The organism is Mangrovibacterium lignilyticum (assembly GCF_010882175.1).
Classification (GTDB): domain Bacteria; phylum Bacteroidota; class Bacteroidia; order Bacteroidales; family Prolixibacteraceae; genus Mangrovibacterium; species Mangrovibacterium lignilyticum.
The window spans coordinates 752445-775038 of record NZ_WKLH01000001.1 but is presented as its reverse complement, the minus strand read 5'-3'; the positions used below and the strand labels follow the sequence as shown (position 1 = coordinate 775038).

Sequence of the window (22594 nt, the reverse complement as noted above, 5' to 3'; positions counted from 1 at the left end):
CTGTATTTGTAAATATCAGGCGGTGTAATTTTTGTGTTAAGCTTGTATGCTGGCGGCTTTTGATCCTTCTTTCGCATTTTTTTTAGTTTAATTTTGGTGGGCGAAAGTTGAAAAAGCTTTCAAAATGGTACCAAGGAACTTATCTCAACATGAAAACGTAATGAAACATTAGGCGCTTATCAACGATATGATGCCACGTTTTGTGAAGAAGAAGTTTCGAGGATCCATAATCTTAAATTTTATAATAAAACAAAAACCATGACTGTAAACAGAACCTTTGGAATTGGCTCTGATGTAAATGAGCCAGAGGTGTCAGAGAAAAAAAAGATCCAATACATCAACCTCAAACTGGCAGCCGATGGTTATCCGACTTCGAACAACGGTATCAAAAATGATTTACTGGAGATTGCGAAGCCGTTATTGAATAACTATAACATCAAGTCAAGATTGTTATCCAATAATGCATCACCTATGGGCATGCGCATCCGGAATTTTCTGGAAGACTACTTAAGCGATGTCCCCGGTGATAATTCGATCGATTTTCCGGACAATCCATTTATTCTCGATCGTCACGGTCTGGCAAGAATTATTTCAATTCCGCCGGGAGCTGACTATTACGAGACAGACATCATTAAAACTTACCGTACAGCTCAAGGGGTTTTGAACAATCCCAAGGAAGACCGCCGTACAACAAAAGGCGTTTTCCATATCGCAGAAGGAGGATTACCTATCCCGGATGACAAGAAGTCCGTTCCAAAAGCAACTTTCTGTAAATTGTTGCAAAACGCATTAACTCCACCAAAAGACATCATGACCTTGCCGTTTACGGCTAACCAGGAAGAACCGGCAGAATTATTTGTAAGCTTAATGCTACGGCCAATCGTTGTTCCTGAAGTGCCTGGTGTTATTCGTGAGAAATCAATGGAAATTGCTTTCCTTGCTCCGGGTAGCCTGGTGTCGAACCTCGACTTTGTTGAATCAATTTTCGGTAACGCGGGGGACCCCTTCTTACCTGAAAACGATGCTGCATTGGCTCCGGAAAACTGGACCGGACATACCGGCTGTGTTATTTTGGCTCCACACTTGTTAACGCTGACTAAAAAAGAATTGGGCTTGCCGCATTACGACAATGCAACAGAGCGCCAACGTCGTGACAGCATGTGTTGGAAATCAGAAGATGAAAAATACAACGACGGAAGTGCCTTTAAAATCACTTGTCGTGATGAACGTGGTGTTGTGATTACTTTAATTGCAGATAACTACTATGGTTACTGTAAGAAAGAAGTGAAAACAATGATCGGTTATTCGGCAAACTTGTTTGGTTATGCTGAAGAAGAACATGCCGGTGGAGCAATTGCTTTCCGCAGTTACAACTTAGGTGAAAAATGCTACATTGACGAGCGTATTCCTTCAAATGGATTGAACTTTGCTTCGTTCATCTACCAGTTTGCCGACTTGTTAGATCTTCAACCGGAAGGATATGCCATTGACAAGAACCACAAAAGCGTAGTCTACGTACCGGAAGACGCGGTCTTCGATTTGAATACACAAAGTGTTAGTTGGAAACAAGGCGCTGAAACACAGTCGATCAAGCTGTTGCCGTATAAATATTACATTTATCCAAACGGGTATAAAATTGAGATGAAGAAGCGTATCGAAGGGCCGAAATGGCACTTAACAGGTACGTATGCTGAAGGAACTTTATGTCATAAACCATGTACTGTTTCCGGAGGTGGTAAATCAGAAATTTCAAAATCCATCAAAGATGCGATGATCCAAGGATCATACATTGTTGGTGATTTAACTGAAGATTTGGATTTGGTTGAAGAAATCATGGCACATGACTTCTCTAACCGCTTCAAAGTTCCAGCTGATTATTCGGTCAATAAACCACGCCACATTTTAAGTCCGAAACGTTCATTGGGATCAGTAATTAAATTGTTGACACAAAATGATTTGTATACTGACGAATATAACGCATGGTTAGCATCTTTGCCTCAGCGCATCAAGGTGCTGATATACGTCATCAAAGGAAACTACACCGAGGATTGGGATACTGACTGGCGGAAATATTTCTCCGTTGATAAAGTAAACGGAAATCCGGGTAACGAATTGAAATTCCAAAATAGTAAGCTTTTATCGAACTACCTGCGTGTCGGTCACGATGTTGATGGTTCATGGCGGATCTTCCTGATGCGTCAGGATTTCAACCCATCAGCCAAAGTGCAGGTCGAAGATGATATCACGGCTTCTATTGTTTTGGATGCATCAAAGCTTTCGAATCTGAACCCGGAATATAAAGATCCGAGTGTAAAGATTGTGAAAAACTGCGAGGCTCGTTTGTTCCAGCGTCCTGATGATTGTATCATTAAAGGATACGACAAACAAGGTGAAAAAGATTTGATGAGTTCGGGTACTTTCACGTCAAACTTTGAACCGTTGAACCGCGAGCAGGTTCAGGAAATTAAAGATGATGCGATTGGTTTCGAGTTGTATACTCAACCGGTAAAAGACCTGATCAATAAGTTCCTGGCAGAAAAATCTCCGGAATATTTGGTTGTTCCTTCTGAACCACGCTTGGTGAATGGAAAACCATCAAAAAACCCACGTTATTTGCAAACGCGTCCTGATCTGGTTGATCCGATTGAAAAATATGTTGGTGAAATAGCAACACGCATTTTCCGGAAAATCCCGTTGGATGAGCCATTGTTCATGCCGGTTAACGCAGTTCTGCCAGGTCGTCGTAACAACCCTGCAGAACCAGAGAATAACGTACCGCCATTGGCTTTATATAATCCTATTCATTATCAGGAATTGCCTGAATTGTTCATCGATTATATCTCGAGTATCACTGGTAAATCGCCATCAACTACAGGTTTCGGTTCTGAAGGTGCTTTAACAAAAGGACCTTTCAATAGCTTATTGCCTGCTGCTGATTTGAATAATGCATTCCTGTCATATATTTTGACAAATTATAGCGGATTTAGTACTGCTGCCGGATATGTTGGACCAAAATATAAAGTGGATCACGATGTTAGTTTGTTGATTCCTGAAATTTGGTGTCGGATGTCGGTTGCTGAACGTGATCCTAAATACCTGATCGAAAAAGGATACCTTGAAAAAGTTGAGGACTTTGAATACAATGGTAAAAAAGTTGATGCCAGCTTACTCGGTTACCGCATTACAGGTAACTTCGTGAAGCATTTTATGGCTCGTATCTTCAGTAAGCCCGATGCCGTTTTCAGCGAAGACATGTTGCGTCCGGAATTACAAGATATGGATACCTTTGTTGCCTCGATCGAGAACCTTTCAATTACACAAAAACGTGTTGCCGAAGGGTTACTTAAAGATGGTTCAGTTGAAAGATTGTGTCCTCCGTTGAAAGCTCTTGTTCACATCATGGCCGATGGTACATACAAGGGTAAGGATCGCAACGATCCTGCAATTCGTGCGTTATTTGCCCGTGAAGCTGTATTAAGCAGCGATTGGTACAAAGCTCGTTTGGTTGAAAAACAAAAACGCGATGTAGCCCTGTGGACTAAAAACGTAGCGTATATGGAAGACATTCTAAGTCGCAAAAACTTTGCGTCAACAGCTGTCCGTTTAGATTTACCGTCTAAATTAAAATTGGCGAAATCGAAATTGGAAACTGTAAGCAGTCCTTCATATTTGAAAGAATTGGAAGGATCTTTAGGTGTTGATCCAATGCAACCAATCGAAGAATAGATCTTATATTTAAATTGAGATATAGAGGGAGCTTATTTAGCTCCCTCTCTTTTTTAGGTGAACTTTTTGCGTGTATAATTCATCAGGGATGGAATCATGCGAGGATGAAGTCGCTTTTATTAATTGCAGAAAAAGGATACAAAATGAAACTTACTTATGCAGTTATTGGAACTGGTGCCCTTGGAGGGTTTTATGGAGGGAAACTTGCCAAATCCGGTCACAATGTTCATTTTTTATTGCATTCGGACTATCAGTTGGTAAAGCAAAATGGATTGAAAGTTGATTCTCGTGACGGTGATTTCATAATAAAACCGGCATCGGCTTTCTCTTCTACTACAGATATGCCGAAGATTGATGTGGTCTTGGTCTGTTTGAAAACGACTAACAATAAGCTCTTAAAAGAACTACTTCAACCTTTGCTGCACGAAGATAGCCTCGTTTTATTGATTCAAAATGGCTTAGGAATTGAAGAGGAAATTGCCGCCGAATTTCCTCATACACAAATTGCCGGAGGTTTGGCCTTTATTTGTTCCAACAAAGTGGGGCCGGGGCATATTCATCACCTTGATTTGGGAAAGCTGATATTGGGGGCTTTTAACCTCAGAGATTTAGCTGTTTTGAATCAGGTTGGTTATGATTTTTCACAGTCGGGAGTCCCTTGCCTGGTTACTGACGATTTGTATTTTGCGCGCTGGCAGAAGCTAGTATGGAATATACCATTCAATGGTTTAACGGTCGTGTTGAATTCAACGACTGATCAGATTATGGCTCATGAAACAGGGAAGAATCTGGCTTTGGAAATGATGTACGAAGTCGTTGATGGTGCAAATGCATGTGGTGTGCCGTTGAAGCGCGAATTTGCTGATAAAATGATGGCGATGACTGCTGCTATGAAACCGTATGCGCCGAGTATGAAACTTGATTATGACTATAAACGGCCGATGGAAATTGACGCAATTTACAGCCAGCCATTGCTGCAAGCGAAACGGAACGGATTTCAGATGAGAAAAGTTGAAATGCTCGAAAAACAATTACATTTTTACAATCATGCCAACGGTTTCTAACAGAAAAGGAACGCCGCTTAGGGGTTCCTTTCTACTTTTAGCCCCACACATAACTCAAGAGTGACCTTTCACAACAATTCGCATTATTTTATAATTCAGTCTTAGAAATTTATAAATCTGGTAAACAAGATTAGTTCTCCAGAATTTGGTTGCCTTTGTCGGAACCGGAGGATAAAATTCATCCTTGTAAGCTCGTATTTCAATTTTCTTTTCCATAACAGTTCGTTTTTAGTTATTCGGGAAGAAGCCACCAAAATGGGTATCCCTTTGCTTTGTGGATAAACATGTAATGTAGAAAGAGTTTGATCCAGTGGCCTGCCAATCCCACTTCGCCGACAGTTGCTTTAATGTCGCGACCCCATTCCGGGTAGCGTTGCCAATCCGGAACAATAGGAGAGACTGTCATGGTTGCACCGAGTCCCCTGGTCATACTAAATCCGGCTGAAACGATGCAGGCAGCACCCATTTTGCCCATGCTGGCGGTGTGCTTGTGCTCAGTTTCGCCGTGTTTGATAAAGTGTGCAATGTTTTGAGCCACAATTTTTCCGGTTACGCCCGATGGCATTCCCGTTCTGGGTGGTGAAGGTGTGATGGACAGGCCGGTTGGACTTTTCATTGGTTTCGAAATTCCATGTGGTGGTGCAAAGGCAATACCTGTGGCGTACATGTTCGGGTACACCGGACTTTGGTAGGTCTTCGGCCATTCTTCGACTGTCCAGCTTTCATAGGCTCTGGGGGTGTAGTCGGCGTCAACTTTCATAAATCCGTTTGGCGCGAATACTTTTGCTGTAATATCTTCTCCGGATTTGTCGTATGCTTTAAAATCCTGACCTTTAAATGCCGGAATTAGCATGGCAAAATCAAAATCCTTGGTGTTTTGCTCTCCGCTCAATGTTTCGTAATGGGCGATTCCATCTTCTACTTTGGTAACTCCTGCTCGTTTAATCCATTTAATGTTGTTTTCAGTCAGTACAGACTCGGTAAACACCTTTGTTGAGGTTATGTAACCTCCGCGTTTCACGAATGCTCCACCCATGCCGAAATCACCTAACTCGTACTCATTGGTAATCCAGGTAATTTCAGCCATGTGGCTTAGCTTTTTGCGTTTCAGTTCGAAAGCGATATTTAAGGCATATTCAAAAGCGGCTCCCTGGCAGGTGGCACTTGGGTGACCCGTTCCGATCAGCAGACGCTGCATCTGCCCGTTTTCCATTGCTTTTATCGACTGTTGCAATGCCTCCCACGAATGCGCTGCATGATCATAAGAGCAAACCGATTGGGAAAATTTGCCGGGGCCTAATCCGGGAGTGGCGTCGAAGTTTAGTTTCGGGCCAGTCGCATTTACCAGGTAGTCGTAGCTGACTTTCTCACGTTGTCCTTTTTCAGCATTGGCAACATATTCGATTGTAACAAAAGGGGAATTGTTCTCCTGATCTCCTTCGGGATGAAACTCCAACGCTTTGGCTTGTTTGTATATGATTCCCCATTTTTGATACACTTTATCGAGCGGAAAACGTACCTGGTCGATCTTCATTCGGCCTACACCAACCCATATGTTTGAAGGAACCCATTGATAATAGCGATTTGGGGAAACAACGACTACCTCATGTTTTGAGCCTAACATTTTTTTCAGGAAAGAGGCGGCAGTATGACCGGAAATTCCGGCACCTAAAACAACAACTTTTGCCATAAGTCTTAAAATTTAAATTTGTGGACAAATGTTTGAATTAAAGATACGGCAAAAATGCACACAAACGGATTATGGTGTTGTAGATCAGGTTCTGATAAAAAAGGAAACCCGGACGATTGCCCGGGTTTCCTTTTTTAAACTAAATATTGTTATTTGATGCCATGCATCATCTTTTTTAACCAAGGAGCTAAAACGATCAGAATAGCTGCAATAATAGCTGACTGAATGGCAATCAGCCAGAAAACCTGGATATCCATGTTCAAGGCATCTTGCAACCTAATGGAAATCGCTTTCATTTGAGAAGCTACAAAGTTACCTGCAGCAAAAGAGCCCATCCAAATTCCCATCATAGTTGAGACCAATTTGGGAGGCGATAATTTGGTCACCATTGACAAACCAATCGGAGACAAGCACAGTTCGCCGAAAGTGTGCAGCAAGAATACAAAACACAACCACAACGGGCTAACTAAACGAACTTCATCGCCACTGGTCGATCTTGTGTAAGCAAAGGCCATGATAACAAAACCCAAAGCAAGCATGATCATACCCCAAGCAAACTTCATTGGGGTGTTCGGATTTATTTTTTTACGGTCTAAGGCGGTCCAAAGCACACTGAAGAGTGGTGCAAATACGACAATGAAAACGGCGTTTACACTTTGGAACCATGTTGCGGGAATTTCCCAGTTGCCAATCATTCGCTGCGTATTGTCTCGGGCAAAAATATTGAAGGTTGTTCCGGCTTGTTCAAAACCACTCCAGAAGAAAATATTAAAAACAGCCAAAATTAGAATTACACCAACGCGAGACCATTCTGTTTTACCGGAAGTACCTTTGAAAATACTTGAGAAGATGAATAAAACAGCTGCGATTGCGATAACATAGATGATGGTTGTGCTTACCACTGAAGGTAAAGCGCCCCAACCTAAAATCACAGCAAAAATGGCTCCGATAACAGAAGCGACATAAATCAAAATGCTAAACCAATCGCTTAGGATTAAGCGAACGCGTTCCGATTTTACTTTCGGAGGCATACCAATATGCCCAAGTGTATGGCTACGCAGGAAAAACCAAACAGTACCGATAATCATACCTACACCGGCTGATAAAAATCCATATTGCCACGCAACTTGTTCTCCCAGCTTTCCGGCAACAAGCGGTGAAAGAAAAGCTCCGATATTAATACCCATGTAGAAAATGGTGAAACCACCATCTTTGCGCGGGTCATTGTTATCGTATAATTCACCCACCATGGTTGAAATATTGGGTTTGAAGAAGCCATTACCGGCAATCAAAATACCCAAACCGGAATAAAACAAGGTTTGACGGAACTCTACATCGACACCTTCGCCATGAAACCACGCGCTTGATGCCAATAGTAATTGACCGACAGCCATGGTTAGCCCACCAATATAAATCGATTTCCGCTGTCCCAGTACTTTGTCGGCCAAAATACCGCCGATGATTGGAGTTACATAAACCAACCCGGTGAAAATACCATAAATGGTAAATGCATCGAGCTCTGCCATTTCAAATCCGCCTGATGCGAAAGTTGCGGTCAGGAAGAGTACCAAAAGGGCTCTCATCCCATAGTAACTAAACCGTTCCCACATCTCACTGGCGAACAGAGTTGACAGTCCAATCGGGTGCCCGAAGAAAGCTTTGTTCTTATCTACACTCATAATTCCGAATAATTTTGTTTATAAAGCGACCAAAAATATCAATTAAACAGCAACAAATAGTTGAAACTTGTCATGGTTTCGATATTCTTCTCTATTAAATTGATCGATATTAAAGATAATTTTCTGAATTTTGATAGATGCATCATTTTGGTTTTTTCTTTGGTTTTGCATAAAATTTTTTAATTTATTAAGATCCGTTTGTCGGATTTTTATAAAAAACAGACCTAAAATGAAGAAAGTATTTACAAGTCAGCAAATTGCAGAGATTGATCAGTACACCATAAAAAATGAGCCAATAGTAGATATTGATTTAATGGAGCGGGCATCACTCCAAATTGTGAATTGGCTTATTCAAAATATTTCAAATGAGAGGCAGCTTTGTTTCTTTGTTGGCCCAGGAAATAATGGCGGTGATGCTTTGGCCATTGCTCGACTTATGGCCGAGCAGGATTATTCTTGTCAGCTTTATTTACTGGACGTTGGAAAGCCCTTGAAAGGTTCTCCCGCAGTAAATGAAAAGCGATTGAAGGAACAGGGGAAGGTTGAAATTCGCCATATTCAAAACGAAAGTGATTTCCCGGCGATCCCCGAAACAGCTCTGATCGTTGACGGTTTGTTCGGATCCGGTCTGAATCGACCATTGGATGGGCTGGCTGTAAAATTAGTTGGACATCTGAATAGCTCTCCGGCTGAGATTCTGGCTATTGATATCCCAAGCGGTTTGTTCGGAGAGGATAATTCGATCAATAATTTGAACGAGGTGGTTAGGGCTAACTACACGCTGACTTTTCAGTTCCCCAAACTGAGCTTTTTCTTTCCGGAGCACGAGCCGATTCTGGGGCAGTGGGAAGTGCTTCCAATTGGCTTGCATAAAGATGCTATTCAGCAAAAAGAAACGCCCTATTATTTTTTAGATGAAAGTTCTGTTTCGCCTATTTTAAAGAAACGAGCGAACTTCTCACACAAAGGCACTTATGGTCATGCGCTGTTAATTGCGGGAGCGTACGGGAAAATGGGGGCTGCCGTTTTGGCATCGAAAGCCTGTTTGCGATCCGGAACAGGGCTTTTGACAGCACATGTTCCGCATTCCGGTTCTCCGATTCTGCAGGTTGCTGTTCCGGAGGCCATGTGTTCGATTGATGCGTCAGATTTGATGTTTACCGAATTCCCGGATCTTGAGCAATTCTCCGCTGTTGGCCTGGGACCCGGATTAGGACAAAAACCAAACTCCCAACGGGCCCTGAAGGAATTATTGATGGCAAAACCTAAAGCGTTGGTGTTAGACGCCGATGCGCTGAATATTTTGTCGATGCACAAGGATTGGTACGATTTTCTACCGGAGAACTCGATTTTAACGCCACATCCCAAGGAGTTTGAACGGCTGGCAGGGGAGTTTTCTGATTCGTATACCCGGTTACAAATGCAGCGCGACTTCTCTCAAAAATACAAAGTCATTATTGTCTTGAAGGGTGCTTTCACCAGTATTAGTTGTCCTGATGGCAAAGTCTTTTTTAATACAACCGGGAATCCGGGAATGGCAACTGCCGGCAGTGGTGATGTTTTAACCGGAATCGTTTTGGGCCTGTTGGCGCAGCGCTATTCGCCCCGGGAAGCAGCTTTGCTGGCTGTTTATTTACATGGATTGGCTGGCGATGTGGCCAAGGAGACTTTTGGACAGGAAGCATTGATATCCAGTGATATTGTTGATAGTTTAGGACAAGCTTTCTGCAAGTTGAAGAAGTAGTAGGATCAACGAGCAGCTCTAATTCTCATTTCGCAAACAGGTTTCGATAGCTTCATGTTCTTAGCCGAACTCAGATTAGCCGTTAGCAATTTTTAAGTATAAATTCTAACACTTTTGCATCGTGATTCGTTACTTTTGGGCAAACCTGTTATTTTGAAAACATTCGAATATGGTTTTCGAATAACAAGTCCTTCATTTTATGAGATAGAAAACAAAAAGCAGGTTTTTGAAAGAAAGAACCGTGACATTAAACAAGAAGACCATGAAAATCAGATTCGTTTTATTATTCCTGTTAATCGGCTTTGGTATGCAAACCGAAGCGCAACGTAGCGACAAAAATATCACACCAGTTATGACGGATGGTGTTTTGTACAGTTTGCCCCGAACAGGAGTGCGCATACATGTTACTGCAACCCGCGAAAAATTGTTTGCCGGTCCCTATGCGCAATTTGCTGAAGTTATGTTGGGGCTTAAAAATGCACCGATTGGAGATCGGGAGAAGTGGGCAATAACCGGAATTCAGATCGAAACCTATAGTGAACCTGATCCTCAGCAAGTCTACAAAGCGAAAGGCATGGTGGGTTCGTTGGTTGATTTGACGGATGCAGGTGTTATTGCAGGAATAAATGCCGAGGTGTTGACAAGCTCGACAGAAGCGCCGGTTACAACTTTTCTGGAAGATCAGCCGGTTCCGGATTTCCCGTTTAAAGATTTGTCTTTGAATCCGTTTTTCGAGAAGCCTGATTCAGCATCCGGAAACGTCATCATTGCAAAAACCTTACAGCAGAAAGCTCAGGAAGCAGCTCATACCGTAACGAAATTGCGTAAGCGCAGATTCAAAACGTTGGCAAACGGATACGAGGAACAGTTGCCCGATGGTAAAGCCTACAAGGTGATGGTTGATGAGTTGGATAAGTTGGAGAATGAATATGTTTCCCTTTTTATCGGTAAAACTTATACCGGTACCTATCATTATACATTCGACTTTATTCCGGGCGAGAGTTCGGTTTCAGGAGAAGTCGTTTTTCGTTTTTCGGAAACAAAAGGTGTTGTTCCGAAAACCGATTTAAGTGGAAAACCAATGCAGGTTGAATTGAAGAAACTGGATGATCTCACTTCGGCTCAGGCTAAGCAAAATACATCGGGTGGCGAAACAATGAACTCCAGCGGCGTATATTACCGCGCGCCGGGTAAAGGCGAGTTCCGATTGATGAATGGAATCACTCTTATGGCTTTTGCTCGTTTGGATGTGGCTCAGTTTGGCACCATTTTACCTTTACCGGAAGAGTTGTTGGATGGAAGCCATACGATTCAGTTTCATCCGTCAACAGGGGCAATAAAAAGCGTTAGTACAAAATAATCTTGAACCAGATTCCGGTTCGATGGTTTTTAAGAACGAGAACAGAAAGTAGGGGGGATACCTCAACGCTTCTTGTGAGGCGAATAATTTCAATTCACATCTGTCGAAAGTGTTAATAATTGAGCATTAAAAATTCAAAATCATACCCAATGAGTAATGAAATCAGTAAGCTGGAGCCGAAAGCGTTATGGGAGAGTTTTTACTCCCTGACACAAATTCCACGTCCATCACACCATGAAGAAAAAATTCAGGAGTTTATCTATAATTTTGGTGTGAATTTAGGTTTGGAAACTTTGAAGGATAAAGCCGGAAATATTATTATCCGCAAACCTGCGACTGCCGGATACGAAGATCGTAAAGGTGTCATTTTACAGGCTCACCTTGACATGGTTCCCCAAAAGAACAGTGATAAAGAACACGACTTTGTAACCGATCCGATTGAAACGTATATTGATGAAGATTGGGTGAAAGCCAATGGAACAACCTTAGGGGCCGACAACGGAATTGGCGTTGCAGCAACCATGGCTGCACTGGCTTCCGATTCGTTGGAACACGGACCTGTTGAAGCGCTATTTACTGCAACTGAAGAAACCGGCATGGACGGCGCAGAAGGCTTGAAAGCCGGGGTTATACAGGGAGATATTTTACTGAATATGGACTCCGAAGATGAAGGTGAACTGTATGTTGGTTGCGCCGGAGGTGAAGATGCGAGCGTTGAGTTCGCTTACAAGAAAAAAGAGATGCCTAAGAGTTTTATCGGTGGTCGGTTGAGTGTAACCGGCTTGAAAGGTGGTCACTCGGGAATGGATATCATTTTGCAACGCGCCAATGCCAATAAAGTATTCTTCCGGATCCTGAATATCGCCTACGAAAAATGTGGGGTTCGTTTAATTAGCATCGATGGTGGTAGCTTGCGTAATGCTATTCCGCGTGAGGCATTTGGACTAATCGCCGTTAAAAAGAAGAAGTGGGATAAGCTGAATAAGTTGGTTAAGACACTCGCAAAAGTGATTAGCAAAGAATTTGAGTTGACAGAACCTGATATGAAGATTGTTCTCGAGCCGGAAGATGCCATCTCCAAGTTAATTGATAAGAAAACACAACTGTACCTGACAAAGGCTGTTTTGGCTTGTCCGAACGGAGTTATTCGCATGTCAGACAGTATGCCCGGTTTGGTAGAAACTTCAACAAATATGGCGGTTGTTAAGTCTGACCCCAAAAGTAAAACGATTAAACTGCAGTTTTTGATGCGCAGCTCTGTTGATAGCGTGAAGGCAGATTTGGAGCAACGTTTAAAAGCGCTGTTTACGATGGCTGGTGCAAAAGTTAAATTTAGTGGATCTTATCCGGGATGGAATCCTGATATGGAATCTCCAATTTTGAAAACTATGCAATCTGTTTACGAGGAGAAATATGGTAAGATTCCTGAAATTAAGGCGATTCACGCCGGATTGGAATGTGGAATTTTGGGTGGAACTTATCGCAAGTGGGATATGATTTCTTTTGGCCCAACAATCCGATTTCCCCACTCTCCCGATGAAAAAGTGAATATTCCTTCAGTGGCGAAATTCTGGGACTTCCTGGTTGAAACCTTGAAGAATATTCCAGTAAAAGAATCGGATGCAGTTGAAGTGGCTGCGGAAAGTGAACAGACAGTTGAAGAATAGTTTGTTCAATTGAAAACAATATATGGAAAGATCCGCCTTACTAAAGTCGGATCTTTTTATTTGAATCAATCTTTCTTCTTGCGGGTACTTAAGCCGAGTGGCAGGTACAAAGGGCAAAAGTGAAATAGACTGGTCAGAACGAAGATTGCTGCAAAGATCAGCAGGACTATTGCAACTGTGCCCGAAATCGTTCCCGTGTAGTAGAGAATGGCAATGATTGCGGCAATAATAACCCGAATCAATCGGTCTGCAGTTCCCATGTTTTTTTTCATAGTACCAATTTTTAGTTTGACGTTTATAAGTATTGAAAGAATTTCATGCTGTTTTTGCTGCTTAATATGTTTGTCAATCTCTCACCGCTGATGAATAAAATAATTCAAAATGGGGGTTGATTTGAATATCCTAATTTCCGTAAATTACAGAATAATTGGTAATTAAAGATAAAAAGCATGATTAAAATTCTGATGTCTATATTGATGTTCTCGGTTTTGACTTGTTTATTATGCACTGATATTCAGGCACAACAAGCACCGGTTGATGTTATTACGTTGATGAATGGCAATGAAATGAAGGGGAAGGTAACGGCGATCAATGGCAACGATATCAAGTTTGTTTACCAAGGGGAGGAATTGACATATACGGTTAAAAAAGAGGAGATCAATAAAATTCAATTCTCCAGTGGGCGTGTTGAGATTATTAATGATGTCACAGAATCGGAAGCCGCTCAGGAAGATTCTTCCGGTTTGCCGGAGACACAACGAAATCTAGTGGCAGTTTTACCTTTTTCGTATTTGGGCGAAGGAGGGGCAAAAGATGAGAAACTGAGTAAAAAAGTGCAGTCTGACTGTTATAATCTGTTGTTGAAGTTTGCACCTCATTTTTCCGTTCAGGATCCGCTGAAAACCAATGCTTATTTGGCACGTCAAGGAGTCAACGAGAGCAATATTGACGGTTTTTTACCCGATGAATTGTGTCATATTTTGGGGGCCGAATACGTTGTGATTGGTTCTATCTTGGTTGACTATAAAGGAACAACAAATTACTCCAATTCCAGCAGTGAGTCGAAGAAGAAGGATGACGGAAAGAAACGGACGACATACTCCAGCACTTCTTCGTCGTCGACCGAGCAGTTCGAAACCCAAGTCGATTTAAAAATTTATACGGACGATGGCCACAACATCTCTTCTCAGTCAAGACGATCATTTTGGCAAACAGAAGATGCTTACGCAGTTACCTTGCAGTACCTAATTAAACGTTCTCCGTTATACAGCAAATAATAGGAACGAACATATTGCGGTTAAAAAGCGAGATCCGAGGATTTCGCTTTGTTACTTTTCTCCAAATCCGCCACCGCCCGGAGTTTCAATAATAAACTGATCACCTTCTTGCAAATCGATATTTTCGATTGATTGAAGGACTATATGCTCACCGTTTTTACGGATGATTTGCTGGGAGCCGGCTTGTCCGTCTTCGCCACCTTTCAATCCAAATGGTCCGGATTTGCGACGCTGGGTTAAAACAGAAAGATTGACCGGCTCCAGAAACGTTAGCTTTCGGATGATGCCATTTCCGCCTTGCCATTTGCCGTTTCCTCCGGAGTTTTGCCGAATGCTAAATTCATTCAGGCGAACCGGATAACGGTGTTCCAGTACTTCAGGGTCGGTAATCCGTGTGTTGGTCATGTGATGATGAACGGCACTGGCTCCATCGAACCCGTTGCCGGCACCGCAGCCGCCACAAATGGTTTCGTAGTAGCCAAAGTTTTTGTTCCCAAACAAGGTATTATTCATTGTTCCCTGGCTGGCGGCCATCACGCCGAAGGCTTTCAGCAAGGTGTCCGTTAACCGCATACTTATTTCGACATTACCACCAACTACTGCCGGGCAATTCTCAGGAATATCGTCAAACTCCGGATTCAAAAGTCCGGTTGGGATATGCAGCACAACAGGGGCCATCAGCCCGTCGTTCAGCGGAATGGATTCGTTCAGCAATAGGCGTAAAACATAGATGGTGACACTTTGTACAATCGCTTTGGTTGCATTCATATTCCCGGGATGAACGGGTGAGCTTCCGGTAAAATCGATCACACATGTTCCCTGTTTTAGGCTGATGGATGCTTTTAAGGGGCTTCCGTCGTCCAAGAATTCCGAAGCCAAATATTCACCGTCCGGAAATTTGCCGAGGGTCTCCCGCATTTTGTCGGCTGCATGCTGTTTTAATCGTTCAAAATACAGAATTACGGTTTCCATACCATGCTGTTTTGTCAATTCAAGTAAGGCATCCTGCCCGTTTTTATTGGCAGCAATGGCGGCATTCAGGTCAGCCAGATTTTCTTCAATTGCCCGGGTGGGAAAGGGGGCGGTCGTTAGTTTTTCGCGCATGCCATCCCAGTTTACCTTGCCATTTTTCATCAGGTAAAATGGTGAAATAACGACTCCCTCTTCAACTAATTTGGTCGCGTTGGGAGGCATCGATCCCGGGCTGATTCCTCCTATTTCACTGTGGTGTGCCCGGTTCACAACGAAGGCAATCCGTTTTCCTTCGTAAAAAACGGGCGAAACCATTGTGACATCAGGTAAATGGGAGCCTCCGTATTTCGGATGATTCGTGACAATGGTGTCTCCTTCCCCGAATGTAAAATGTTCGAGCAGGCTTTTGACACAAACACCCAATCCTCCCAGGTGGACAGGTATGTGCGGTGCATTGGCGACCAAAGCTCCATCTGCATCAAGCAGAGCACAGGAGAAATCCAGTCGCTCTTTGATGTTGACAGACAAAGCGGTTCGCTGCAGGAGTGCTCCCATATTTTCAGCGATTGCCATAAATCGGTTGGCAAACAGTTCAAGTTCCGTCTCTTTGGTCTGTTGCACTTCCGTCAACTGAATCGTTTCGTCTTTACAAAGGATGGCTGTACCATTGCTCGCCACCTGGAGTTTCCAACCGGGTTTCAGCCAGGTTGTAGCATAATTATCCAGGAAGAGCGCTTCACCCAAAATTTTAGCACCGGGACTCAGGGAATCACGAATAAAAATATCGGTTGAGCCAGAACTTTGATAATTTGCCTTCGGTGAATAGGTCTTGATAGCAACTGTCGATGAAGGGATATCCGAAGTTTTTACTGATGCAATTACGCGAATTGCTTCAAGCTCAATCGTTCGGTTCGTTACCTGATGGCCGTATAATTTTTCGTAGTTGCGGTGGAAGGTCTGGATAACGTCCTCCGCGTTACTGTACGGGATCTCAAGAGAACTGTCCTGCCCCTCAAACCGCAGGAATAATAGTCTGGCTCTGATTTCCAATTGGTCCTCCGAGAATCCTTCCGCCTTTAGCGCAGACAGCGCATTATCTGAAATTTCGTTGAAATCAATTTCTAGTTTGTCTTTTATGGTGTTGAATGGGAGCAGGATTTGTTTTTCGGTGAAACGTTCAATTCGGGCTTGACCAATACCGTATGCGCTCAGCAGACCGGCATCCTGCGGTAAAAGGATGGTTTTCATTTCTAGCATGTCTGCAATATCGCAGCAGTGCAGCCCGCCGGCTCCACCAAAAGCAACCAGTGCAAAATTTTTGGGATTGTACCCTTTAGCGATCGAAATCTTCCGAATTGCACCAGCCATAATTTCATTGGCAATTTCGATAAAACCATAGAGTAACTTTTCCCGAGATTGTTTCTTTCCGGTTCGTGCTTCAATCTGGTTCATTAATTCATGCAACCGGTCTTCGGCTGCCTGCGGGTAGACAGGAATGCTGAAACGGGAGGCATCGAGCCGACCAAGCAGTAAGTTGACATCGGTAATAGTGAGCGGTCCTCCGGCACCGTAACTGGCCGGACCGGGAAACGCACCGGCACTTTCCGGACCTGCATAAAGTTTGAAGCCGTCGAACCCGCAGATGGATCCCCCTCCGGCAGCAACCGTTTCGATGGCTATGGCTGAACTGTTGATTTGTGAGTCACCGACTTCCAACTCGTACCGGTAATCAAAAATTCCACTATAGCGTGAAACGTCCGTACTTGTTCCGCCCATGTCAAATGTGATCAGCTTGTCAAATCCATTTTCATAGCCAATGCGCGATGCGCCGACTACTCCTCCTGCCGGGCCGCTTAACAGACTGTCTTTGGGATGAAAATTGTCGGCAGATACAAGACTGCCCGCGCTAGTCATAATTTGGAAGGTTTGGCTCCCGATTTTTTCTGAAATATTTCGGACATAGTTGTTGATGATCGGAGACAAATAGGCATTCGCGATGGTCGTTTCTGCCCGGGGTACAATTTTAATTAGTGGACTGAGTGCTGATGAGATCGATATAAACTGAAAGTTGAGTTCCGTTAAGAGATTTTTCACTTGCTCTTCGTGAGCCGGGGTCAAAAAGGCGTTCATAAAGCACACGGCAACTGCTTCAAAAGATTCGGCCTTCGAAGCTGTCAGCTGTGCTTTTAAACGGTCTAGGTCTATCGGTCGAATAGTATTTCCTTTCGCATCAATTCGCTCATCTACCTCAATAATTTTGCTGGCAATCTGACGTCTCTTGATAACATTCATCGCAAAAATGTCGGGGCGTGCCTGGTTTCCGATTTTCAAAAGATCCCGAAAACCTTTGGTGACAAGAAACAATGTTTTTGCTCCTTTGCGTTCCAGTAATGCATTGGTTCCTTTTGTCGATCCCAATTTCAAAATTAGGTCTGGAAACGTTTCATTCAGTGCCGTTTGGGTAATTAGCCGGGCTCCCAACACGGGTGCTTCTTCAAAAGATGTGATCTCGAAATTAGCTCCTACCTTTAAATTCCCGGTTTGAATTTCTTCATTCAGAATAAGTCTGCTCTCGGACGGGTAAAATGAGGCGATTGTACATGTGCTGTAGCTTTCACCAAAAATACGGAAGGCAAATCCGTTTAGAATATCGCGCTCGAGTAGCCAGCTTTGTTGCACAATGAATTCGTTTGGAGAGATAAGCTTTTTGATGCTTCCCCGTAGACTGCTATTGCTCAATACCTTTCGGCGATGTTCTTTGCTATCCTGATCAATTCCGATGCAGTCGGTGAATGTTCCACCGGTATCAACAAATAACTGGAAATACGCTTTTTTCATGATTCACTTGTTACAAAAAGGCGCGGTGCGATTCTTGAATTTAGGCTAAATATAGCTGTTAGTTTATGGAAATATATCCTCAATAATGAGGATTGAATTCGTTTTTCGATCTTCTTAACTTTAATTGCGAATAAAAAACAGGATTAGTTTTAGGTCAGATGTTTTTCGAGTTCAGACGAGTAAGTAGACTGGGGTCTCCTGAGCTTGTAGTTTTGATCAGGAGAACATCTGATGCGTTTTTATTGTAATTGTCTTTCAATTTAAGGATCGAAGTATGTTCGTTGGTTTGCCGTATTATGAAAGGCAAACGCCTCTCAGTTAATTTTTTCTCACAAATACGCTTTTGTGAACGTTTTTAATCGCCGCTAAATGCGGGAAATACCAAACTTAAAATCTCATTATGAAAGCAAAGAACAGGAATTTAGCCAGTGCGACAAAATTGCTGCTGGTTTGCTTGTGTGTCATTTTGCCCGCTAATTTTATCATGGCAGGATCGCGTGAAATAGGTGGATATGTGGATAAAGCCGAGGATCGTTTTGTAAGGAATGTCTGGAACTTTGTCAAGAACTTCCAAAGTTGGCAAACGATCGGAAGTCACAAGTACAAAGAGGTGCAGTATTATTGGGCGCACCCTTCAGAGTTTGACAGTCAGCATCAGCTGTATGTCGATAAAATGGATTTGGCCTACTTTGCCTGTCATGGTAACTATTATTACGGGCAAACAGAGCAGAGTACAAGTACTGGGGTCAATTTTAAGAATTGTCCACCTTATGGTGATTTGGTCAACAACGGCGACCTTGAATTTTTCATAATCGAGTCGTGTTATACGGTGAAAACAGCTCCCGACGTTGGAGCAGGCGGGGATTGGTGGACTCCATGGACTTCGATTTTTCAAGGGCTGCACCAATTGGTCGGTTTTCACACGCTGAGTAATTCCGATAATGGCATCCCAAATAATTATGCCCATAAATTGAAAGCCAATGGCGGTGTTTGGCAATCCTGGTTTCATGCGGTGAACGAAGAGCGCTATTGGATATTTAACCCGACTAATTCCGATGGTTCACCTTATCCTGGACTAGCCAGTGCAATTTTATACCACAGTACCGAAAATGACAGGCTTGGTTCGTATGCGGCTGATCCGGCGGGAGGCGCCAACGACATGGTGACCTGGTGGCAGTATTGATCGTTTTTTAAACCTAAATTGAATTAAAATGAAAAGAATAAAATCAATAATATACCTCGGGGCTTTTTCAATGCTACTGACTTTGGTCTCGTGTCAGCCACAGAAGCCAAGTTCAACGGGTGTTTTTACCTATCAGTTTGTTGAGCAGAAAGATCTTTCGGAAGCGGTTGCTGTAAAAACAGCAGTGAAGTTGCTGGAGTTGGACGAAAAGCCAGAAATAATCGTTAATGAGGATCGGGTGGCTTATTACTCGTCACCCAAAGACGCCTCGGTTTATTTTGAGCAAGATCTGAAAACCGGGAATATTTCGTTCAGTAAAAGTATGCAGCGGTATTATGGGACAGTGAGGCCGAAACTACCTTCGCCTGATGAGGCAAATGAACTGGCGATGAATTTCTTGGCGACGAACCGGTTCATTGATGGTAACAGGGCCGAATTGAAACTTGTCCACCAAGGTGGGCTTCGGGCCTCCAGTGTCATTAATGGTGAAAAGGCGGGGCCGGTGATCGACAAAATGATTACGCTCACCTATGGGCGAATTATCGATGAGATGCCTGTTGTTGGTCCGGGCTCCAAATTTGTGGTCAATGTTGGGAACGGCGGTGAAATTGTCAGTTTAGTGAAACGGTGGCGGCAAGTTGATTTGCAATCAAAAACAGAAGCGAAACAAGAAGAAATTATTTCGGAAGAGATTGCATTACGAGAGCTGAAAAACAATATTGTTACCAATTATGGCGAAGGAGCAAATTATAAAGTGTTGAGCAGTCAAAAGGCCTATTATGATGGTAATGGTAAAACGCTTCAACCCGTTTATGTTTTTGAAACGATGGTAACCTTACCGGATAAATCGGTTAACCCATTCCAGTATGTTTCTTTGGTCAATATTCTTAAAAGTCCCGCAGAATCAGTCAAAATAGTTATTGACAAAGCTGCGATTCGGGCATTAAAACAACAGCCAGACAATGGTGAGACACCTGCGCCGGCTGATAAGACTGATTAGTTACGTTTATCTCCCTGATTTTATAGTAATGGGGTGAATACAAGAGAAGCAATGCGAACAATATGTTTTCCCATTCCTGATTGTTCTTTGATACTTCTAATGTATTTGTCCCATTGCAATTTTTTAGAGGATTGAATAGGTGTTGCTATTCAAAAGTTGCGGAGCGATGAGTGCTTCTTAATCGTTAAAAATGAAGAAGCCCAAGCCCCCCCGATCGCGAATAATGATATTATCAACGATTCCTTCGTCATTAAAGACCGTTATTTCCTCAGTAATGGGAATGTCGAGTTCCCTTATTTTTTGAATAATCGCCGGGTTATTTTGACCATTGAAATAGCTAAGCGATGGGTTGAAGAACAAGTGCGGACAGTTCAAAATCTTCATAATTGATACTGTAAATCCGCTTGGTCCGATCAAACTCATCCATCCGTGCTCCGCAGAACCACTGGTAATTTTGAATCCCAGCTTCAACCAGATAGCCAATGATTTCTGTAAATCCGTTGTTTCCAGACTGAGTCCTGCGAAATTCCCCAAAACAGAGGTCTGAATTGCAGCGAGATCGTAGCTTGGGAGAGTTCCACATTCTTCGAGGTAAATCATACTTCCCGAGGGATCGGCTAACAGAAAACCTGTTCTGGTTTGAATGACAGGCGTCATTTCCTGAAGTTCATCAGCAATGTCTCGCCAGTTATCTGCATAAAGCTTTAAGCCAGCACGTGCATAACGATCCGGGTTTACTTCGATGATGGCTTTCCCATCGGAAAAAATCGTTCTCTCGTTGAGTTCAATTAGTTCAAAATTCAGGCGCGAATAAAAATCAAGGCTGTCGTCCAGCTTATTTGTTGGCGTTTGAATAATGGCTTTCATATGATAGAATATATTTCACGATCAAGTTAAAGAATGGAATGGCGCTCCACCTATAACACCATTCCCCTGAAAATAGATTTAAGTTATAAACTTTTTATTTCCATCACTAATTTTTGCAAGGTGTCCTTGGCATTGCCAAATAGCAAGTGTGTTTTTTCACCAAAGAACAATTCATTCTCAATTCCGGCGTACCCTTTACCACGGCCACGTTTCATCACAATGATGTTTTTAGATTCAAAGGCGCGGATGATCGGCATGCCTGCAATCGGGCTTCCCGGATCGGTAATGGCCGCTGGGTTAACGACATCGTTGGCACCGATCACGACTACCACATCGGTATTCGGCATGTCGGGATTAATGGCATCCATTTCAACTAACTGACCATAGGGAACATCAGCCTCGGCCAGCAGAACGTTCATATGTCCGGGCATTCGGCCGGCTACCGGATGGATCGCATAGCGTACATTGACGCCTTTGTTTGAAAGCAAAGTATCCAGTTCGTGACAAGCATGCTGGGCCTGTGCCACGGCCAATCCATAACCGGGAACGATCACTACCGATTGTGAATAGCTCATGAGGATAGCAGCATCGCTGAGTGTCATTTCTTTCATCTCACCTTGTTCGGTCGCGGTGGATGAAGTTCCGCCACCAAAAGCTCCAATAATGACATTTAGCAACGATCGGTTCATCGCTCTGCACATCAATACAGTTAAAATTGTTCCGGCAGCGCCGACCAGAATTCCACCTAAAATCATGGCCTGGTTGTGATAAATGAAACCAGCCATGGCTGCTGCAATTCCGGTGAAGCTATTCAACAGTGAAATCACAACCGGCATATCAGCTCCGCCAATAGGCATCACAAACAGGACGCCGTAAAGCAACGATAGGACCATTAGTAAGTAGATTGCCCAGTTGAGATTGGCAGGAGTTTGGTTGGAGAATAGCATCCAGGCAGCCAAGCCAAATGTGACGATCAGAAGCAGCATGTTCACATATTTCATCAGGCCGGAACGAATGTCACCAACTTTGCCATCCAGTTTCCCATAGGCAACCATACTTCCGCTGAAAGCTACCGCACCAATAATCATTCCCAGCAAGGTTACCAGTACCGAGCCTTTGTTGCTCATGTCGGCATTTGGAAATTCGAGCAGAGCCACCAGCATAGAGGCTGCGCCTCCTGTAGCGTTGTAAAGCGAGACCAACTGCGGCATGGCAGTCATCTTAATTTTTAGGGCCACGACCCAGCCTACAACAGAACCGACCCCGATGGCAGCTAAAATAATCCAGACATTTGCCATGGGGATTGCATTGCCGCTGTCGGTTTTATGAAGAAGCAGTGTGGTTAGCATTCCTAAAAGCATGCCGGCCGCTGCCCACAGGTTTCCGCGCCGGGCTGTTTCAGGATGGCTCAGTAATTTCAAGCCAAAAACAAACATCAATGCTGCCAGCAGATAACTCAGTTCGAGTAGCGTTTCGCCCAAAGTGAAGGGGACGCCATTTAATGTGCCTATTATCTCGTTCATCTTT

The 22594-nt window shown here is 43.3% G+C and carries 15 protein-coding genes; 8 read left to right on the top strand and 7 right to left on the bottom strand.

Annotated elements, in window-relative coordinates:
• Positions 1 to 258: 258 nt before the first annotated feature.
• On the top strand, positions 259 to 3726 hold the full coding sequence (locus GJV22_RS03105; RefSeq protein ID WP_163708548.1) for a hypothetical protein: 3468 nt from the start codon (positions 259 to 261) through the stop codon (positions 3724 to 3726).
• A gap of 143 nt (positions 3727 to 3869) precedes the next feature.
• Positions 3870 to 4790, top strand: a complete 921-nt coding sequence (locus GJV22_RS03100; RefSeq protein WP_163708545.1) for a putative 2-dehydropantoate 2-reductase — start codon at positions 3870 to 3872, stop codon at positions 4788 to 4790.
• 54 nt (positions 4791 to 4844) lie between these two features.
• Here GJV22_RS03100 and GJV22_RS22110 read toward each other — a convergent pair whose 3' ends face one another.
• From GJV22_RS22110 to GJV22_RS03090, 3 genes are all read right to left on the bottom strand, one after another.
• Positions 4845 to 5006 (bottom strand): hypothetical protein, encoded by a 162-nt coding sequence (locus GJV22_RS22110; RefSeq protein WP_205461728.1) that lies wholly within the window; start codon positions 5004 to 5006, stop codon positions 4845 to 4847.
• A gap of 16 nt (positions 5007 to 5022) precedes the next feature.
• Entirely contained in the window at positions 5023 to 6480 is a 1458-nt protein-coding gene (locus tag GJV22_RS03095; RefSeq protein WP_163708542.1) for an NAD(P)/FAD-dependent oxidoreductase, read from the bottom strand.
• A 149-nt stretch (positions 6481 to 6629) separates the two neighbouring features.
• Positions 6630 to 8159, bottom strand: coding sequence for a peptide MFS transporter (locus GJV22_RS03090; protein ID WP_163708540.1), 1530 nt, complete (start codon positions 8157 to 8159; stop codon positions 6630 to 6632).
• 229 nt (positions 8160 to 8388) lie between these two features.
• Here GJV22_RS03090 and GJV22_RS03085 point away from each other — a divergent pair, with 229 nt between their 5' ends.
• The 3 genes from GJV22_RS03085 to GJV22_RS03075 all read left to right on the top strand — a co-directional run bounded on the left by GJV22_RS03085 (position 8389) and on the right by GJV22_RS03075 (position 12930).
• Positions 8389 to 9903 (top strand): NAD(P)H-hydrate dehydratase, encoded by a 1515-nt coding sequence (locus tag GJV22_RS03085; RefSeq protein ID WP_163708538.1) that lies wholly within the window; start codon positions 8389 to 8391, stop codon positions 9901 to 9903.
• 262 nt (positions 9904 to 10165) lie between these two features.
• Positions 10166 to 11263, top strand: a complete 1098-nt coding sequence (locus GJV22_RS03080; protein ID WP_163708536.1) for a DUF4831 family protein — start codon at positions 10166 to 10168, stop codon at positions 11261 to 11263.
• 149 nt (positions 11264 to 11412) lie between these two features.
• Positions 11413 to 12930: an aminoacyl-histidine dipeptidase gene (locus GJV22_RS03075; RefSeq protein WP_163708534.1), complete on the top strand. Its 1518-nt coding sequence runs from the start codon at positions 11413 to 11415 to the stop codon at positions 12928 to 12930.
• Between the two features lie 65 nt (positions 12931 to 12995).
• Here GJV22_RS03075 and GJV22_RS03070 read toward each other — a convergent pair whose 3' ends face one another.
• Positions 12996 to 13202: a YgaP family membrane protein gene (locus tag GJV22_RS03070; protein ID WP_163708532.1), complete on the bottom strand. Its 207-nt coding sequence runs from the start codon at positions 13200 to 13202 to the stop codon at positions 12996 to 12998.
• 177 nt (positions 13203 to 13379) lie between these two features.
• On the opposite strand from GJV22_RS03070, the gene GJV22_RS03065 reads away from it, so the two are divergent.
• Positions 13380 to 14207, top strand: coding sequence for a hypothetical protein (locus GJV22_RS03065; RefSeq protein WP_163708530.1), 828 nt, complete (start codon positions 13380 to 13382; stop codon positions 14205 to 14207).
• 51 nt (positions 14208 to 14258) lie between these two features.
• Here the strand turns inward: GJV22_RS03065 and GJV22_RS03060 are convergent, their stop codons facing one another.
• Entirely contained in the window at positions 14259 to 18017 is a 3759-nt protein-coding gene (locus tag GJV22_RS03060) for a hydantoinase B/oxoprolinase family protein (RefSeq protein WP_163708528.1), read from the bottom strand.
• 400 nt (positions 18018 to 18417) lie between these two features.
• On the opposite strand from GJV22_RS03060, the gene GJV22_RS03055 reads away from it, so the two are divergent.
• Positions 18418 to 19200 carry a DUF6345 domain-containing protein gene (locus tag GJV22_RS03055; RefSeq protein WP_163708526.1) on the top strand — a complete coding sequence of 261 codons (783 nt, stop codon included), beginning with the start codon at positions 18418 to 18420 and terminating at the stop codon, positions 19198 to 19200.
• 28 nt (positions 19201 to 19228) lie between these two features.
• Positions 19229 to 20200 carry a hypothetical protein gene (locus GJV22_RS03050; protein WP_163708523.1) on the top strand — a complete coding sequence of 324 codons (972 nt, stop codon included), beginning with the start codon at positions 19229 to 19231 and terminating at the stop codon, positions 20198 to 20200.
• A 177-nt stretch (positions 20201 to 20377) separates the two neighbouring features.
• Here the strand turns inward: GJV22_RS03050 and GJV22_RS03045 are convergent, their stop codons facing one another.
• Together GJV22_RS03045 and GJV22_RS03040 are read right to left on the bottom strand one after the other, a co-directional pair.
• Positions 20378 to 21067: a hypothetical protein gene (locus GJV22_RS03045; protein ID WP_163708520.1), complete on the bottom strand. Its 690-nt coding sequence runs from the start codon at positions 21065 to 21067 to the stop codon at positions 20378 to 20380.
• 83 nt (positions 21068 to 21150) lie between these two features.
• A complete protein-coding gene (locus tag GJV22_RS03040) occupies positions 21151 to 22590 on the bottom strand; it encodes an NAD(P)(+) transhydrogenase (Re/Si-specific) subunit beta (RefSeq protein ID WP_238480268.1) in 1440 nt (479 codons plus the stop codon).
• Positions 22591 to 22594 lie beyond the last annotated feature (4 nt).